Origin of the sequence: Achromobacter sp. RTa, assembly GCF_000757485.1 — a bacterium.
Classification (GTDB): Bacteria; Pseudomonadota; Gammaproteobacteria; order Burkholderiales; family Burkholderiaceae_B; genus Achromobacter.
Genome location: NZ_JPYO01000042.1, coordinates 391,189 through 408,463, shown reverse-complemented (window position 1 = coordinate 408,463; position 17,275 = coordinate 391,189). Strand labels below are relative to the sequence as shown.

At 67.1% G+C, this 17,275-nt stretch carries 17 protein-coding genes; 9 read left to right on the top strand and 8 right to left on the bottom strand.

Annotated features, from left to right (window positions below; all coding sequences use genetic code 11):
• Positions 1–7 precede the first annotated feature (7 nt).
• The 6 genes from JL37_RS19615 to JL37_RS19590 are packed head-to-tail and all read left to right on the top strand — an operon-like array spanning position 8 to position 7,144.
• Complete coding sequence (locus JL37_RS19615) at positions 8–754, top strand: SDR family oxidoreductase (RefSeq protein WP_043546213.1); 747 nt, start codon at positions 8–10, stop codon at positions 752–754.
• Positions 755–785: 31 nt separating this feature from the next.
• Complete coding sequence (locus JL37_RS19610; protein ID WP_043546212.1) at positions 786–1,652, top strand: fumarylacetoacetate hydrolase family protein; 867 nt, start codon at positions 786–788, stop codon at positions 1,650–1,652.
• Between the two features lie 24 nt (positions 1,653–1,676).
• Positions 1,677–3,212: a UxaA family hydrolase gene (locus JL37_RS19605; RefSeq protein WP_043546211.1), complete on the top strand. Its 1,536-nt coding sequence runs from the start codon at positions 1,677–1,679 to the stop codon at positions 3,210–3,212.
• Positions 3,213–3,258: 46 nt separating this feature from the next.
• Positions 3,259–4,470, top strand: coding sequence for a D-mannonate dehydratase ManD (gene manD / locus JL37_RS19600; protein WP_043546210.1), 1,212 nt, complete (start codon positions 3,259–3,261; stop codon positions 4,468–4,470).
• 3 nt (positions 4,471–4,473) lie between these two features.
• Positions 4,474–6,039 (top strand): mannitol dehydrogenase family protein, encoded by a 1,566-nt coding sequence (locus JL37_RS19595; protein WP_043546209.1) that lies wholly within the window; start codon positions 4,474–4,476, stop codon positions 6,037–6,039.
• 40 nt (positions 6,040–6,079) lie between these two features.
• On the top strand, positions 6,080–7,144 hold the full coding sequence (locus JL37_RS19590) for an Ldh family oxidoreductase (protein ID WP_043546208.1): 1,065 nt from the start codon (positions 6,080–6,082) through the stop codon (positions 7,142–7,144).
• A 28-nt stretch (positions 7,145–7,172) separates the two neighbouring features.
• Here JL37_RS19590 and JL37_RS19585 read toward each other — a convergent pair whose 3' ends face one another.
• The 5 genes from JL37_RS19585 to JL37_RS19565 all read right to left on the bottom strand — a co-directional run bounded on the left by JL37_RS19585 (position 7,173) and on the right by JL37_RS19565 (position 11,803).
• Positions 7,173–8,183, bottom strand: coding sequence for an amidohydrolase family protein (locus tag JL37_RS19585; RefSeq protein ID WP_043546207.1), 1,011 nt, complete (start codon positions 8,181–8,183; stop codon positions 7,173–7,175).
• A 32-nt stretch (positions 8,184–8,215) separates the two neighbouring features.
• The gene (locus JL37_RS19580; protein WP_043546206.1) at positions 8,216–8,749 is read right to left on the bottom strand and encodes a 3-hydroxyanthranilate 3,4-dioxygenase; all 534 of its coding nucleotides are present in this window, start codon (positions 8,747–8,749) and stop codon (positions 8,216–8,218) included.
• A gap of 128 nt (positions 8,750–8,877) precedes the next feature.
• Positions 8,878–9,846 (bottom strand): LysR substrate-binding domain-containing protein, encoded by a 969-nt coding sequence (locus tag JL37_RS19575; protein WP_043546205.1) that lies wholly within the window; start codon positions 9,844–9,846, stop codon positions 8,878–8,880.
• Positions 9,847–9,857: 11 nt separating this feature from the next.
• Positions 9,858–10,319: a RidA family protein gene (locus tag JL37_RS19570; RefSeq protein WP_052097418.1), complete on the bottom strand. Its 462-nt coding sequence runs from the start codon at positions 10,317–10,319 to the stop codon at positions 9,858–9,860.
• Between the two features lie 26 nt (positions 10,320–10,345).
• Positions 10,346–11,803, bottom strand: coding sequence for a 2-hydroxymuconic semialdehyde dehydrogenase (locus JL37_RS19565; RefSeq protein WP_043546204.1), 1,458 nt, complete (start codon positions 11,801–11,803; stop codon positions 10,346–10,348).
• Positions 11,804–11,944: 141 nt separating this feature from the next.
• Here JL37_RS19565 and JL37_RS19560 point away from each other — a divergent pair, with 141 nt between their 5' ends.
• On the top strand, positions 11,945–12,436 hold the full coding sequence (locus tag JL37_RS19560) for a MarR family winged helix-turn-helix transcriptional regulator (RefSeq protein WP_043546203.1): 492 nt from the start codon (positions 11,945–11,947) through the stop codon (positions 12,434–12,436).
• Between the two features lie 10 nt (positions 12,437–12,446).
• Here JL37_RS19560 and JL37_RS19555 read toward each other — a convergent pair whose 3' ends face one another.
• The 3 genes from JL37_RS19555 to groES all read right to left on the bottom strand — a co-directional run bounded on the left by JL37_RS19555 (position 12,447) and on the right by groES (position 15,535).
• On the bottom strand, positions 12,447–13,373 hold the full coding sequence (locus JL37_RS19555; RefSeq protein WP_043546202.1) for a YihY/virulence factor BrkB family protein: 927 nt from the start codon (positions 13,371–13,373) through the stop codon (positions 12,447–12,449).
• A 196-nt stretch (positions 13,374–13,569) separates the two neighbouring features.
• On the bottom strand, positions 13,570–15,210 hold the full coding sequence (groL, locus tag JL37_RS19550; RefSeq protein WP_043546201.1) for a chaperonin GroEL: 1,641 nt from the start codon (positions 15,208–15,210) through the stop codon (positions 13,570–13,572).
• Positions 15,211–15,247: 37 nt separating this feature from the next.
• The gene (gene groES / locus JL37_RS19545) at positions 15,248–15,535 is read right to left on the bottom strand and encodes a co-chaperone GroES (RefSeq protein WP_006221616.1); all 288 of its coding nucleotides are present in this window, start codon (positions 15,533–15,535) and stop codon (positions 15,248–15,250) included.
• Between the two features lie 208 nt (positions 15,536–15,743).
• Between groES and JL37_RS19540 the strand changes: the two genes are divergently transcribed.
• Positions 15,744–16,256, top strand: coding sequence for a sigma-70 family RNA polymerase sigma factor (locus tag JL37_RS19540; protein ID WP_043546200.1), 513 nt, complete (start codon positions 15,744–15,746; stop codon positions 16,254–16,256).
• Between the two features lie 4 nt (positions 16,257–16,260).
• Positions 16,261–17,274 (top strand): FecR domain-containing protein, encoded by a 1,014-nt coding sequence (locus JL37_RS19535; RefSeq protein ID WP_043546199.1) that lies wholly within the window; start codon positions 16,261–16,263, stop codon positions 17,272–17,274.
• Position 17,275 lies beyond the last annotated feature (1 nt).

The window sequence follows — 17,275 nt, the reverse complement described above, 5'->3', positions numbered from 1 at the left end:
AATCGCCATGACTGGAAGACTGCAAGGCAAGACCGCCATCGTTACCGCCGCCGGGCAGGGCATAGGCCGGGCCGTGGCCGAGGCCTATGCGCGCGAAGGCGCCGACGTGCTGGCGGTGGACCTCAACGGCGAAGCGCTGGAGACGCTGGCGGGATGCCGGCGCCGCACGCTGGACGTGACCGGCGCCGGCGCCGCCGCAGCACTGGCCGCCGAAGCGGGGCCGGTGGACGTATTGTTCAACGGCGCAGGCTTCGTGCACGCCGGGACCATCCTGGATTGCGACGAACGAGCCTGGGATTTCTCGTTCGAGTTGAACGTGAAATCCATGTACCGCATGATCCGGGCCTGCCTGCCGGGCATGCTGGCGCGAGGCGGGGGCTCCATCGTCAATATGGCTTCGGTGGCTTCAAGCATCAAGGGCGCGCCCAACCGCTGCGTCTATGGCGCCACCAAGGCGGCGGTGATCGGGCTGACCAAATCCGTGGCCGCGGACTACGTGAGCCAGGGCATACGTTGCAACGCCATCTGCCCGGGCACCGTGGAGTCGCCCTCATTGCGCCAGCGCATCGAGGCGCAGGCGAGCGCCGGCGGGCAGACCCTGGCGGCCGTGGAAGCCGCCTTCGTCGCCCGCCAGCCCATGGGCCGCATCGGCAGCGCCGCGGAAATCGCGTTGCTGGCGGTGTATCTTGCCAGTGACGAGTCGGCCTTCACCACGGGCACCGCCCAGATCATCGACGGCGGCTGGTCGAACTGAATATTCAACGCTTACACAAGAGGAACATGCGATGAAATTGTTGCGCTATGGAGCGAAAGGCGCGGAGAAACCCGGGATGCTGGATGCCAGCGGGCAAGTGCGGGACCTGTCGGCCGTCGTGCCGGACATTGCCGCCGCCACGCTCACGCGCGCCGGCCTGGCGCCGTTGCGCGAACTGGACCCGGCCAGCCTGCCGCTGGTGGACCGCCCCGGCCGATTGGCTCCGCCCTGGAGCGGCATGGGCAAGTTCATCTGCATCGGTCTCAACTACGCCGACCACGCGGCGGAGTCCGGACTGCCGGTGCCGGCCGAGCCGGTGATCTTCATGAAGCCCACCTCGGCCTTGGTTGGCTGCAACGATCCGGTGGTGCTGCCGCAAGGCTCCGTCAAGACCGACTGGGAGGTCGAACTGGGCGTGGTGATCGGCGAGCAGGCCCGTTACGTCAGCGAGGCCGACGCCATGAAGCACGTGGCGGGATATTGCGTGGTCAATGACGTATCCGAACGCGAATACCAGATCGAGCGCGGCGGCACCTGGGACAAGGGCAAGGGCTGCGACACCTTCGGCCCGGTCGGTCCGTGGCTGGCCACCGCCGACGAAATCGCCGATCCGCAGGCGCTGGACATGTGGCTGGACGTCAACGGCAAGCGCTATCAGAACGGCAGCACCCGGACCATGGTGTTCGGCGTGGCGCAGTTGGTGGCATATGTCAGCCGCTTCATGACCCTGTACCCGGGCGATCTGATCAGCACCGGCACGCCGCCCGGCGTAGGGATGGGCCAGAAGCCAGCTCCCATCTACCTGAAGGCGGGAGACGAGATGCGGCTGGGCATCGCCGGACTGGGCGAGCAGCGCCAGCGCGTCCACGCCTGGGATCCGTCGCTGATCGACGGTTAGCGGCGCGCGCGCCAGGAGCCATCCATGTCTGAAACCGATACCGCGGTCATACGCATCCATCCGGCGGACAACGTGGTCATCGCCAGGCGGCAGCTGGCCGGCGGCACGCGCCTGGCGGGCGAAGACGTCACCGTGCGCGGGCTGGTGCCGCCCGGGCACAAGGTGGCGACGAGGGCCATCGCCGCCGGCGAGCCGGTGCGGCGCTACAACCAGATCATCGGCGTGGCGCGGTGCGACATCGCCGCCGGCGCCCATGTCCACACCCAGAACCTGGAGTTCTCCGACTTCGAGCGCGACTACGCGGTGGGCGCCGACGCGCGCGCCACCGACTACGTCGATGCGCCCGCGCAGTTCGAGGGCATCGTGAGGGCCGACGGCCGCGTCGCCACCCGCAACTACATCGGCATCCTCACCAGCGTGAACTGTTCCGCCACGGCCGCCCGCGCCATCGCGGACCACTTCCGCCGCGACATCCATCCGGATGCGCTGGCCGGCCATCCCAACGTGGACGGCGTGGTGGCGCTGACGCACGGCGCGGGCTGCGCCACGGGCAGCGAAGGCGAGCCTCTCCGCCTGCTGCGCCGCACGCTCGGCGGCTACGCCAGGCATCCCAATTTCGGGGGCCTGCTGGTGCTGGGCCTGGGCTGCGAGACCAACCAGATCGGCGGCCTGATGGAGCAAGAGGGGCTGCGCGAAAGCGGGCTGCTGCATACCTTCAACATCCAGGAGACCGGCGGCACGCGCAAGACGGTGGAGCGCGGCATCGAACTGGTGCGCGCCATGCTGGCGCAGGCCGACCGCGTCCGCCGCCAGCCCGTGCCGGCGGGCAAGCTGACCGTGGGCCTGCAATGCGGCGGCTCCGACGGCTACTCGGGCATCAGCGCCAATCCCGCGCTGGGCGCCGCCGTGGACCTGCTGGTGCGCCACGGCGGCACCGCGATCCTGTCGGAGACGCCGGAGATCTACGGCGGCGAGCATCTGCTCACGCGGCGCGCGGCCTCGCCCGAGGTCGCGGCCAAGCTGCTGGCCCGCTTGCGCTGGTGGGAGGACTACTGCGCCCGCAACGATGCCGAGATGGACAACAACCCCTCGGCCGGCAACAAGGCGGGCGGGCTGACCACCATCCTGGAAAAGTCCCTGGGCGCCATCGCCAAGAGCGGCACGACCCGGCTGGCCGACGTATACGAGTACGCCGAGACGGTCCGCGAGCAGGGGCTGGTGTTCATGGACACGCCGGGCTATGACCCGGTTTCCGCCACCGGCCAGGTCGCCGGCGGCGCCAACCTGATCTGTTTCACCACGGGCCGCGGATCGGCCTATGGCTGCGCGCCCGCGCCGTCTCTGAAGCTGTCGACCAACACGGCGCTGTGGCGGCGCCAGTCCGACGACATCGACATCAATTGCGGCGAGGTCGTCGACGGCGCGCAAAGCGTGGCCGAGATGGGCGAGCGCATCTTCCGCCTGATGCTCGAGACGGCCTCCGGCCGGCGCACGCGCAGCGAGGAGCACGGCTACGGCCAGAACGAATTCGTGCCTTGGCAGTTGGGCGCGGTGATGTAGGCGTCCGGCTTCGGCCAGGGGTTTCCAGCATTCCACAGGACCACTCATGAAGATCACCCAAGCGCGCGTTATCGTCTGCAGCCCCGGCCGCAACTTCGTCACCTTGAAGATCGAAACCGACGAAGGCCTGCATGGCATCGGCGACGCCACGCTCAACGGCCGCGAGCTGGCCGTGGCGGCGTACCTGACCGAGCACGTGATTCCCTGCCTGATCGGCCGCGACCCGCAGCAGATCGAGGACATCTGGCAATACCTGTACCGCGGCGCCTACTGGCGGCGCGGGCCGGTCACCATGTCGGCCATCGCCGCCGTGGACACGGCATTGTGGGACATCAAAGCCAAGGCGGCCGGCATGCCGCTGTATCAGCTGCTGGGCGGCAAGAGCCGCACGGGCGTCATGGTCTACGGCCACGCCAATGGCCGCGACATCGACGAAACCGTGGACGAGGTGCTGCGCTACCGCGAAATGGGCTACCTGGCCATCCGAGCGCAGAGCGGGGTTCCGGGGCTGAACGCCGTGTATGGCGTGGGCCGCGGCCGCATGTTCTACGAGCCGGCCGATGGTTCGCTGCCATCCGAGCACGACTGGTCCACGGAAAAATACCTGGACCACGCGCCGCGCCTGTTCCAGCGGCTGCGCGACGCCGTAGGCTGGGAAACGCATCTGCTGCACGACGTGCATCACAGGCTGACGCCCATCGAGGCCGGCCGCCTGGGCAAGGCGCTGGAGCCGTACCGTCTGTTCTGGATGGAGGACGCCACGCCCGCCGAGAACCAGGAAGCCTTCCGGCTGATCCGCCAGCATACGGTCACGCCGCTGGCCGTGGGTGAAATCTTCAACAGCATCTGGGATTGCAAGGACCTGATCGAGCATCAGTTGATCGACTATATCCGCGCCACGGTGGTGCACGCGGGCGGCATCACGCATTTGCGCCGCATCGCCGACCTGGCCGCGCTCTATCAGGTGAGGACCGGCTGCCATGGCGCCACCGATCTGTCGCCGGCCTGCATGGGCGCGGCCCTGCATTTCGACCTGTGGGTGCCGAATTTCGGCATCCAGGAATACATGCGGCACACCGACGAGACCGACGCGGTGTTTCCCCATGCTTACAGCTTCGACCAGGGCATGCTATACCCTGGCGACGCGCCGGGCCATGGCGTCGACATCGACGAAAAGCTCGCCGCCAGATATCCCTACCAACGCGCCTACCTGCCGGTCAACCGGCAGGCGCATGATGGCGCACTATGGCACTGGTAACCCATGCTCGAACGCCTGAATTCGGAGTCCCTGCAGTATCTTCCCCAGGATGTGGAACTGCCCGCCTACGACCGGAGCCGGGTGACTCCGGGCATCGTGCATCTGGGTATCGGCGCCTTCCATCGCGCCCACCAGGCGGCGGTGACTGACCTGGCCATGGCGGCCAGCGGGGACCTGAGCTGGGGCATCGTGGGCGTTTCGATGCGCAGCCCCGCCACGCGCGATGCGCTGACGCCCCAGGACGGCCTGTACACCCTGGCGCTGCGCGACGCCGGTCCGGACGGACAGGCCCGCGAACAGTTGCGGGTAATCGGGGCCGTGCTGCGGATCGTGGTGGCCGAGGAAGATCCCAACGCGGTGCTGGAGCGCATCGCCTATCCGCAGACGCGCATCGTCAGCCTGACCGTGACCGAGAAAGGCTACAGCCACGAACCGTCCACCGGCTACCTGCGCTGGGACGACCCGGACATCGCGCACGATCTTGAGCACCCGGACCGGCCGCGCAGCACCATCGGCATGCTGGTGTACGGCTTGGCGCTGCGGCGCGAACGGAGCCTGCCCCCGGTCACGCTGCTTTCCTGCGACAACCTGCACGCCAATGGCGATACCTTGCGCAGCCTGGTGCTGGCTTTCGCGCTGCGGGTGGACGTATGCCTGGCCGCCTGGATCGACAAGAACTGCACCTTCCCGAACTCCATGGTGGACCGCATCGTGCCCGGCACCCGGGACGAAGACCGCGCGCGGGTGGCGAAACGGCTGGGCGTGGAGGACGCATGGCCCGTGGTGGGGGAGCCCTACCTGAACTGGGTCATCGAGGACAAGTTCGCCGCTGGCAGGCCCGCCTGGCATGTCGCGGGCGGCGCGACCTTCGTGCGCGTCGCCGCGCCATACGAGCGCCTCAAGCTGCGCATGGTCAACGGGCCGCATTCCGCGTTCGCCTACCTGGGCGCGATGCTGGGGCTGCGCACCAATAGCGAGGCGGCCGCCACGCCCGCGCTGCGCCGCTATGTCGATGACATGATGCGGCTGGAAATCGCGCCCACGCTGCGCGGCGTTTCCGAATCGGGGCTGGATGAGTACCGCCAGCGCTTCCTGGCGCGCGTCGCCAATCCGGCGCTGCCGCACCTTACGCGGCAGATCGCCATGGACGGTTCGCAGAAGGTGCCGCAGCGCCTGCTCGCCGCCATCCGCGACCGTCTGCGCCGGGGAGACGATTTCAGCCGGCTGGCCCTGGCCGTGGCGGCATGGCTGCACTATCTGCGCGGATGCGATGAGCTGGGCAACGCCTATTCCATCCAGGACCCGCTGGCCGAGGCGCTGGCCAAGCTGCTGGCGCGCGCCGACGTGGCCGCCACCGCCTCGGCTCCGTCGCAGGCGGCGCAGCGGCGCGCCACGGTGCTGGCCGGATTCCGGCCCGTGTTCGGGGAGCTGGGCAGGAAGCCCGCCTTCGTCGAAGCGCTGGCCCTGCAATTGGAGCGCTTGCGCGCGCTTGGCGTTCTGGGCGCGCTGGAGGCCCTGGAGCGGGACGCGGCCCCGCAGGGCGCGGCCCAGCCCGAGCCGGTCGCATGACGGCGGGCGGCATGCCTCCCGCATCTATAAGGAGCGCTGCATGGAGAGGCTGGAGAGCGTGGACGCGGCGCAGTGGCAGCAATGGGGCGACGCCTGCCTGCGGGCCCTAGGCTTCAGCGAGGCCGACGCCAGCTGCCTGGCGTCCAGCCTGGCGCAGACCAGCCTGTGGGGCATCGACTCCCATGGCATTGCCCGGCTGCCGCATTACCTGAACCGGGTCGCGCATGGTTCGATCCGGGCGCGGCCGGACATCCGCATCGAACAGAGCGGCCCGGCTACCGCTCAGGCGCATGGCGGCAGGGGCCATGGCATCGTGGTGGCGCATCGCGCCAACGCGGCCGCGATGGCGCTGGCGCGAGAGGCAGGCGTGGGCGCCGTGGGCGTCAGCGATTCCTCGCATTGCGGCGCGATCGGCCTGTACACGCGCGCAGCGGCCAGGGAAGGGCTGATCGGCATTGCCTTTACCCATTCCGACGCCATCGCCGCGCCCTTCGGCGGCCGGCTGCCGTTCTTCGGCACGAATCCCGTGTCTTTCGCTTTCCCCCGGCTGGGCGGCGAACCGTTATGCCTGGACATGGCCACCACTTCCATTCCATGGAACCGCGTCATGAACGCGCGCCGCGACGGGGTTGAGCTCCCGGCGGGCGTGGCCCTGGATGCCGAGGGACAGGAAGCGACGGATGCGGCGCGTGCCCGGGCCTTGACGCCGCTGGGCGGCGAATACGGCCACAAGGGCTACGGCCTGGCGATGATGATCGACCTGCTGTGCGGACCGCTCAACGGCAATCCTTACGGGCCGCGCATCGGCCCCATGTACGAGCAGCTGGACCGCCCGCGGGAACTGGGCGCGTTCTTCATCGTCATCGATCCTGCCCGGTTCGCGGGCGGCGCGGCGCTGGCTGCGATGGTGGCGGGCATGGCGGCCGAGCTTGCGGCGCAGCCGGGGGCGCCGCGCATGCCGGGCGATCCCGAGCTGGCCGCGCAGGCCGAGCGCATGGCCTGCGGGATTCCGGTGCCGCCGGCGCTGAAGGCCGAAATGGCGGAATGGAGCGGCAGGCTGGGCCTGCCCCTGCCGCCGCTCACGGCGTCGAGCGCCGAAGCCTGAGCGCGGTCCGCCCGTTTCTCTGCGAGGGCTACGCGACGCGCGGGTCCAGGCCGAAGAATTCCACGATGTTGCGGCACAGGATTTTCTGCTGCACCTCGGGAAGCAGGCCGGCGTGCGTTACCAGCCTGCCCACTTCCTGCTCACCCAGCGGATAGGGATAGTCGGAGCCCAGCAGGACGCGGTCTTCGCCCATTACGTCGATCAGCAGCCGCAGCGAACGCGGGTCGAAGACCGCGCTGTCGGTATAGAAGCGATCGGTGTAGGACGATGGCAGCTGCGGACAGTCCTGGCGGATGATGTCGCGGTGCCGCCAGGCGTTGTCCACGCGCCCCAGAAGGAAGGCGAAGCTGCCGCCGCCATGCGCGAAGCACAGCTTCAGGCTGCGCGGTATGCGCTCGAAGGCGCCGGACAGGATCAGCGACAGGATGCCCAGCTGGGTTTCCGCCGGCATGGCGACGAGCCACGGCAGCATCCACTTCTTCATGCGGCCATCGGTCATCATGTCCCAGGGGTGCACCAGCACGGGGATGTCGCTGTTGGCGCAATGGATCAGGAACTGCACCAGGGTTTCGTCATCCAGGTCGCGCGCGCCGACGTGGTTGCCAATCTGCACGCCCAGGTGGCCGGCGGCGCGCGCGCGGGACGCTTCGCTGCAGGCCAGGTCCAGGTCCTGCAGCGGCACCTGCGCCAGCGCCTTCAGGCGCGACGGCGCATGGGCGCAGTGCTCGAGCGCCAGGTCGTTCATGCGCGCCGCCCAGTCGGCGGCGGCCCGCGCCGGGTAGGTGTAGCCGAACATGATGGGAGTCGCGCACAGGATCTGCACGTCCACGCCGTGGCGGTCCATCTGCCGGATTCGCAAGGCCGGGTCCCAGAGGGTGGCGTCCACAGGGCGGAAGGGCCGGTCGCCGGCCATGATCTGGCCCGTGGCTCCATCGCCTTCCGGCCGCAGCCAGGGAGCGTCGACGGGGTCGAGCGCGGCCGCTTCCTCCCGCGTGATAGGCGGGAAGAAGTGGGCATGCATGTCGATTTTCTGGGTCATCGGTGATTGGGCCTGTGGTGCTTGCGGAGCGTTCATGCGGGCGAGTCCCCTTTGCCAGGGTGGATGGCGCCACAGCCGGGGCAAGTGCGCTTTTCGACGCTGGAATAGAAGGTCTGGAACAGGGGCGGCAGGTCGGTCACGATGCTCTGGAGCTGCACCTCGGCGCGATGCACCAGCTGATGGCATTCGCGGCAATACCATTCGAAGCCATCCAGCAGGCCCATGGGGCGCTGGCGTTCGATGACCAGGCAGACGCTGCCGGCTTCGGGCCGCTGCGGCGAATGGCGCACGTGCGGCGGCAAGAGGAAGATGTCGCCTTCCTTGAGGTCCACGCGTTCCGGCTTGCCGTCTATCCAGAGCGAGAGCCAGGCGTTGCCGCGCAATTGGTGGAAGAATTCTTCCAGCGGATCGTCGTGGTAATCGGTGCGCAGGTTCGGGCCACCGACCACGGTAACGATGAAATCCGCGTCCTGCCAGATCTGTTTGTTGCCGACAGGCGGCTTGAGCAGGTGCGCGTTGTCGTCGATCCAGCGCTGGAAATTGAACGGGGGGCCGTAGGCGAGCATGTGGAACTCCAGGACGGGGGGAACTGCGCTCTTCCCCGGAGTCTAAGCGGCGCGGCAAGCGGCTGCACAATAGAAATTGCGTGGCCTGCCATGCCAGTTTTCTATCGCGGGATAACCCTGGGGTGGCGTCATCCGCCGCCGCTTCCGCGCTGGGAGGCGGTCTGCCTCAGATAGTCCACCAGCCGCAGGCAGGCCGCAGTCAAGGGGCGGTCCGCCCGGACCGAGTAGCCCACGTCGCCGAAAGCGCCGAAGACGTCGGTGGGCAAACGGGCCAGCACGCCCATGGACAGGAATTGCGCCGCCGCGTCGTAGGGGATGAGCGCAAGCGCGTCGCTGTGCATGAGCACGCCGATGTTGGTCAGCAGCGACAGCGATTCCAGTTGCCGGGCAGGCAGGCGCAGGCCGGCGTCGAAGAAGGTGCGTTCGATCGAGGCGCGCAGCGGCGACGTGGGCGCGGGCAGGATCCAGATGCAATCGGCCAGGTCGGCCAGCGCCACTTTCTCCGCGCCGGCCAGGGGATGGCGGGCGCCGGCCACCAGGCATAGTTCTTCCCGGTACAGCCTGTGGTGATCCACCGCCACACCCGAGATCGACGCCATGTCGGCGCCGGGCAGGCGGCCGACGACGATGTCCAGGTCGCCCGTGGCCAGGGCCGGCAGCAGCTGGGCGGTCGGCCCTTCGCGGACGGTGACCTGGATGCCCGGATGGTCGGTCATGAGGCGCGCGATGGCCTCGGGCAGCAGCTTGGCGGACGCCGCGATGAGCGTGCCCACCGCCACATGGCCGCTGGCCCCGCCCAGCACCGCGTCGATATCGTCGGCCAGGTACCGGATCTCGGCCATCATGGCGTGGACGCGGCGCCCCAGCACCACGGCCAGTTCCGTCGGCGTGACGCCGCGGTTGGAGCGTTCGAACAGGGGCGCGCCGAAGAACGCTTCCAGGTCGTGGACGGCCTTGGTGACGGTGGGCTGCGTCAGGTGCAGCTCGCTGGCTGCGCGCGACAGCGAGCGGCGCGCCAGCACGCGCTCGAAGATCTGCAACTGATGCAGCTTCAGCTTGTGGCCAAGCGCGTTGGGCGTAATGCGGAAGTTCGACATGCGCGCCGCCGCTAGCGCGCAAGCGGCTTGTAGGCGACCGCCTTGATTTCAATCAGCAACTGCGGGTGCGGCAGTTGATGCACCGCCACGGTGGTGCGCGCCGGGCCGTCCGCGTCGAAGTATTCGCCGTACACCTGGTTGTATCCGCCGAAGTCGTTCATGTTGACCAGGAACGTGCTGATTTCCACCACGTCGGCCAGCGTGGCGCCCGCGGTGCCCAGGATGTCCCGGATGTTCTCGATGACGGCCCGGGTCTGCACCCGGATGTCCAGGGTGGCGGTGCCCATCGCATCCACCTCGGCGCCCGCGATGCGGTTGTCGGGCAGGCGCGAGCTGGTGCCGGAGACGAACAGAAAATCTCCCGCGCGCTTGATGTGCGGGTACTTGCCGCGGGGCGTGGCCTTGCCGGCCACGACGGTGGCGCCGACCGCGGTCCGCTCCGTTTCCGTCCGGTCTGTCTTGTGGTGGTTCATCGCGATTTCCTTTTCGGTGGAACAAGTCAGAGTTTGACGCACACGTTGGTGGGTTCAGTATAGAAATGCAGCGAATGGCGTCCGCCTTCTCGGCCGATTCCCGACAGGCCGCTGCCGCCGAAAGGAGTGCGCAGGTCGCGCAGGAACCAGCAGTTGACCCAGGCCAGGCCCACCCGCATTGCCTGCGCCACGCGGTGGCCGCGGGCGAGGTTCTGCGTCCACACGGCCGCGGCCAGCCCGTAGCGCGTATCGTTCGCCAGGCGGATGGCCTCTTCCTCGGTGTCGAAAGGCGCCACGTGGCAGACGGGGCCGAAGACTTCCTCCTTGATGCAGCGGGCATGCTCGGGCAGGCCGGTCCAGACCGTGGGCTGCACGTAGGCGCCGTTGTCGCGGGCATCCCCGAATTCCGGAATGCCGCCGCCGGCCGCCACCGTCGCGCCTTCCTGGCGGGCCAGCGCGAAGTACGACAGCACTTTCTCGCGGTGCTCGCGCGACACGAGCGGGCCCATTTCGGTATCGGGCTCCATCGGCCAGCCGATGCGCATCGACCGGGCCCGCGCCGCCAGCGCCTCCACGAAACGCTCATAGACCGGGCGCTCGACGTAGACGCGTTCCGTGCACAGGCACACTTGCCCGCAGTTGGCGAAGGCCGAGCGCGTCACGCCGTCCACCGCTGCGTCGAAGTCCGCGTCCGCGAACACCAGCGCCGCGTTCTTGCCGCCCAGTTCGAACGACACCGGCTTTACGCCCGGCGCCACGGCCCGCATGATGGTGGCGCCGGTGGCGGATTCACCCGTGAAGGTAATGCCGTCGATGTCCGGGTGGGTGGTGATGAATTCGCCCGCGGACCCGGGGCCGAATCCGTGCGCCAGGTTCAGCACGCCGGCCGGCAGGCCCGCCTGGCCGGCGACCTCGGCCAGCAGCGTGGCCGTCGAAGGCGTGACCTCGGAGGGCTTCATTACCACCGTGTTGCCGAATGCCAGGGCGGGCGCCACCTTCCAGGTCAGCAGCAGGAGGGGCAGGTTCCACGGAGAAATCACGCCCACCACGCCCAACGGCTTGCGATAGGCATAGTTCAGCGCCTGCCTGCCGTCGGGCGTATCGGTCATGTAGCTTTCCATGTCCAGCGTGCGGGCCAATTCGGCAAAGGCCCGGAAGTTGGCCGCCCCGCGCGGGATGTCGATCTTGCCCGCCCAGCCGACGGGCTTGCCGGTATCGCCGATCTCCGCCTGCAGGAAGTCGTCGAAGCGCCGGTTGATGCCATCGGCCAGCGCCAGCAGGTGGTCGGTGCGCGCGGCGACCGGCAATGCGGCCCAGGCGGGCAGGGCGCGCCGCGCCGCCGCCACGGCCCGGTCCACCTGATCCCGGCTGGCTTCATGGACCCGGGCGAGCAGCCGGCCGTCCACCGGGCTGTGTTTGTCGAAGGTGGACGCGCCCTCTTCAAAGCGGCCATCGATGTAGTTGCGTAGTTGGCGGATCGTCATGCCGGGCCTCTGCTATGATGCAAATAAATACGTATACGTACTATATTTCGAAGATCATAGGCAGCCCTCCGCCTCAAGTCAATGCGCATTTTCCGGAACGCCAGCGCCTACAATCCCCAGGCAGTACTCCATGGAAGTCCGATGACCGCCACAGCCAGACCCGCCCGCGCCGGCCAGGCCAAGCTCCGCGCCCTGAATGAATTCGACCTGACCCACGTGGCGTCCCACCTGCTGCGCCGCGCCCATTTCCGGGCGGAGGGCCTGTTCACCCAGGCTTTTCCCGACGAGGACCTGACCCCGCGCCAGAAGGCCTTGCTGATAACGGTCTACCAGAACCCGGGCGCCACGCAGAACCGCATCGCCGAACTGATCGCGCTGGACCGCAATTCCTTTGCCGAAATGATCGCGCGCATGACGAAGAAGGGGTATGTGCGCCGCACGCGCTCCGCCGAGGACGGCCGCGCCTACGCGCTGGAAATCACGGACGAAGGCGTCGAATTGCTGGCGCGCATCCTGCCGGAGGACGCGGCGGTGGAGGCTCAGGTGCTGGCGCCCGTGCCCGAGGAGCTGCGTCCCGTGTTCCTGAAATGCCTGCGCTTGATGGCGGGGCTGGAAACCCGCGACGAGAACTGAGCCGGAAGAATCAGGCGCCGGGATTGCCGTCCGGCGCCGCCGGTTGCGCCGCGGCCGGCTGCTCCCGGCCGAAGCGCAGCGCGAATTGCCGCGTGAAGACGGCGCCGAAGAAGAAAATCTGCGCCGAATAGTAGATCCAGAGCAACAGGGCGATCAGCGAGCCCGCCGCGCCATAAGCCGATACGGCGGCGCCGCGGCTCAGGTACACGCCGATTCCCCATTTGCCGACGAGGAACAGCGCCGCCGTCACGATGGCGCCGGGAATCACGTCCGCCCATGAGATCTTCGCGCTGGGCAGCAGCTTGAAGATCACCGCGAATAGCGCCGCGACCACCGAGAAGGAAAACAGATTGGAAATCCATTCCGCCACCAGGGCGAAGGACGAGGCCGTCCACAAGTCGCCGTAGTAGCCGCGCGCGGCTCCCAGCCCCGCATTCACGGTCAGGGAAATCAGCAGGAACAGCGCCAGAACCAGCACCAGGCCGAACGACAGCATGCGGCTGCGCACCATGCCGTGCAGGCCGCCCTTCTGGTTGCCGGACACCTCCCAGAGATCGTCCAGGCTGGCCTTCAATTCGGCGAAGGCCGTCGTGGCGCTGAAAATCAGCACGAAAATCGAGATCAGCGCGGCGATCCAGCCGCCGCCGGACTCGTGCGCGCTGGCCAGCACCGTCTGGATGACTTCGGCGCCGCGTTCGCCGGTGAGGTCGCGCAGCTGCGAAAACAGCTCCGAGCGCACGGCGTCCTCGCCGAAGAAGGCGCCCGCCACCGCGATCACCAGGATCAGCATGGGCGCCAGGGAGAACACCATGTACAGGGCCAGTGCGGCGCCCTTGCTCGACGCCCGGTGGGTGGACCACTGCCTGGCGGAATCCATCAACAGCCCGCCGATCTCGGACGGACGCAGGGCACGCAGCAGAGTCTTGAATATGCGCATGGGGTAAGGCTCGTTCCGGGGAACCCCTATTGTAGGGACGCATGCGCCGCGGGGAAACCGTAAGACTGTGCGCAAACGTGTCCACCGGCATGCGGACGGTGGAAAAAGAAAAACCCCCGGGGCGAAGGACCGGGGGTTTTTCGGGATACTGCATTCCCCGGCCGAAGCCGGGGAGGCCTTGCACGAATGGCGGGACTTAGAAGTCCATGCCGCCCATGCCGCCCATGCCGCCGGGCATTGCCGGAGCAGCGGGCTTGTCTTCGGCCAGTTCGACCACGGCAGCTTCAGCGGTCAGCAGCAGGCTGGCGACGGAAGCGGCGTTCTGCAGGGCGGTGCGGGTCACCTTGGTGGGATCCAGCACGCCTTGCTCGACCAGGTCGGTGTACTCGCCGGTCGCGGCGTTGTAGCCGTAGTTGCCCTTGCCGTTCAGCACGTTGTTCACCACCACGCTGGCTTCTTCGCCGGCGTTGGTGACGATCGTGCGCAGCGGCTCTTCGACAGCGCGCAGGATCAGCTTGATGCCGGCGTTCTGGTCAGGCGTGTCGCCCTTCAGGTCGGTGATGGCTTGCTTGGCGCGCAGCAGAGCAACGCCGCCGCCAGCCACAACGCCTTCTTCCACAGCAGCGCGGGTGGCGTGCAGGGCGTCTTCGACGCGAGCCTTCTTTTCCTTCATTTCGACTTCGGTGGCAGCGCCAACGCGAATCACGGCAACGCCGCCGGCCAGCTTGGCCACGCGTTCTTGCAGCTTTTCACGGTCGTAGTCGGACGTGGCTTCTTCGATCTGGACGCGGATTTGCTTCACGCGGGCTTCGATCGACTTGCTGTCGCCAGCGCCGTCGATGATCGTCGTGTTTTCCTTGCCCACTTCGATGCGCTTGGCTTGGCCCAGTTCGGCCAGCGAGGCCTTTTCCAGGGACATGCCGGTTTCTTCGGAGATCACCGTGCCGCCCGTCAGGATGGCGATGTCTTCCAGCATGGCCTTGCGGCGGTCGCCGAAGCCCGGAGCCTTGACGGCGGTGGTCTTCAGGATGCCACGGATGTTGTTCACGACCAGGGTGGCCAGCGCTTCGCCTTCGACGTCTTCGGCGATGATCAGCAGCGGACGGCTCGACTTGGCGACTTGTTCCAGCACGGGCAGCAGGTCACGGATGTTGCTGATCTTCTTGTCGAAAATCAGGACAAACGGATCTTCCAGAGCGGCAACTTGCTTGTCCGGGTTGTTGATGAAGTAGGGCGACAGGTAGCCGCGGTCGAATTGCATGCCTTCGACGACGTCCAGCTCGTTTTCCAGCGACTTGCCGTCTTCGACGGTGATGACGCCTTCCTTGCCGACCTTGTCCATCGCGTCAGCGATGATCTGGCCGATGGAGGTGTCGCTGTTGGCGGAGATCGAGCCGACCTGGGCGATTTCCTTGCTGGTCGTGACCGGCTTGGATTGCTTCTTCAGTTCGGCGACGGCGGCGGCGACGGCCTTGTCGATGCCGCGCTTCAGGTCGATCGGGTTGAAACCGGCGGCAACGTACTTCAGGCCTTCCTGAACGATGGCCTGGGCCAGCACGGTGGCAGTGGTGGTGCCGTCACCGGCGTTGTCGGAGGTCTTCGAGGCGACGTCCTTGACCAGCTGGGCGCCGATGTTCTCGAACTTGTCCTTCAGTTCGATTTCCTTGGCGACGGACACGCCGTCCTTGGTCACGGTCGGGGCGCCGAACGAGCGCTCCAGCACGACGTTGCGACCCTTGGGGCCCAGGGTGGTCTTGACAGCGTTGGCGAGGACATTCACGCCACGGACGATGCGCACGCGGGCGTCGTCACCGAACAATACTTGCTTGGCAGCCATTTCTTAGCTTCCTTCGAAAATTCGTTTGAGGCAGGGTTTACTGGACCACGGCGAGGATTTCGTCCTCGCGGATGACGAGCAGCTCTTCGCCGTCAACCTTCACGGACTGGCCGGCATACTTGCCGAACAGAACCTTGTCGCCAGCCTTCAGGTCGACGGGCAGGATCTTGCCGTCTTCGGTCTTCTTGCCGGGGCCGACGGCCACGACTTCACCTTGATCAGGCTTTTCAGCGGCGCTGTCGGGAATGACGATGCCCGAGGCAGTCTTGCGCTCGTTTTCGAGGCGTTTGACGATCACGCGATCGCCCAGGGGACGCAAGGCCATGTGGAACTCCTGTTACTTAAAAGAAGAAGAGAATGATCGGTTGGGCCCGGGAACGTTGTTAGCACTCACCGGTGTCGAGTGCTAATTATAGGGATGATGTTCTAGGCTTCAAGGGGGGAAGGGCAGCTGTTACATATTGGAAGGCACGGCGCATTATGTATAATGCGATCAATTCTCATTTGATTTGTGGTTTCCATATCCTGTCCTCATGCCAGCCCAGGACTTACCTATCACCGATGATTTGGCAGGACTGTATGTCGAGCACGGCAAGTGGCTCCAGGGTTGGCTGCGCAGGCGCGTCGGCGACACTTTCGCAGCAGCCGACCTGGCGCAGGACACTTTTCTAAGCCTGCTGGACCGCAAGACCGCGGCCGTCGAGATCCGGGAGCCGCGTCCGTTTCTGGCGACGGTTGCCCGGCGGCTCCTCGCACATCGCCATCGCCGGCAGTTGCTCGAAACCGCTTACCTCGAGGCTCTCGCCAGCCTGCCGGAAGAAGTGGCTCCCTCGCCGGAAGCACAGCTAATGGCCGTCGAAAGCCTGCAGCAGCTCGACCGTGTGCTCGATGGCCTGCCTCCCAAGGTTCGAGAAGCCTTTCTGTTGGCTCACCTGGTTGAACTGAGCTACGCCGAAATCGCCGAGCGCTTGAGGACTTCGACCAGTTCCGTAAAGCAGTATCTGACCAGGGCCAACCGCGAATGCATGTTCGCGCTGGCGACCTGAGCTCATGGCCTCTCATAAAGACACGCTGACCCTGCCAAACGGCCGGATCATCAGCCGGGCTACCGCGGATGCAGCGGCGGACTGGCTCACGCTGCTGATGTCCGGAGAGGCCGGCGATGAGCAGCAACACCAATGGCGCCAATGGCGCCAGGCACATGTCGATCATGAAGCCGCCTGGCAACATGTCGAATCTGTCACGGGCCGGATGAAATCGCTGGAGCGTGCTCCGGCTTACGCGGCCCTGTCGTCCTACGGCACGACCGATCAGCCGTCCTCCAACGCCCGCCGGCGGGTCACCCGAATGCTCCTGTGGGGAGGGATAGCCACCAGCGCCGGGCTGCTCGCTTCGCGCACTGAGACCTGGCAGGCCCGAACGGCCGACTACCGCAGCAACACTGGTGAGCAACGCGACTTCACGCTGGAGGACGGTACCCGGCTGACGCTGAACACGGATAGCGCGGTCAATGTGCGCTTTGATGCGAGCCAGCGCCGTATCTTGCTGGTGGCGGGCGAGATCATGGTTGTCACTCGCCATGGGCCGGGGCTGGTCGATCCGCGGCCGCTTTTGGTGGCGACCGCGGAAGGCAGCATCCGTTCGCTGGGTACACGGTTCACCGTAAGGCAGCACGCTGGACGCACCACTGTGGCGGTTCTGGAAAGCGCAGTGGAAGTCTCTCCCTGGGCCGGGTCCGGCAGTGCGAGTGTGCTGCACGCCGGCCAGCAGACCCGGTTCAGCCGCGATGCCGTCGAGGCGCCGCGCTCGATCAATGAGCAGACCGACGCATGGGCGCGGGGTCAGCTGGTGGCCGACGAGCAGCGGCTGGGCGAGTTTGCTGCCGAACTGGATCGCTATCGGACGGGCGTGCTGCGCGTCGATCCGCAAATCGCGAATCTGCGCCTTTCGGGTGTCTTTCCATTGGCGGACACCGACCGCATCCTGGCTACGCTGCCCAGCGTGCTGCCGGTACGCGTGCAATGGCGCACCCGTTTCTGGGCGACGATCGTACCGGCCGATTGAG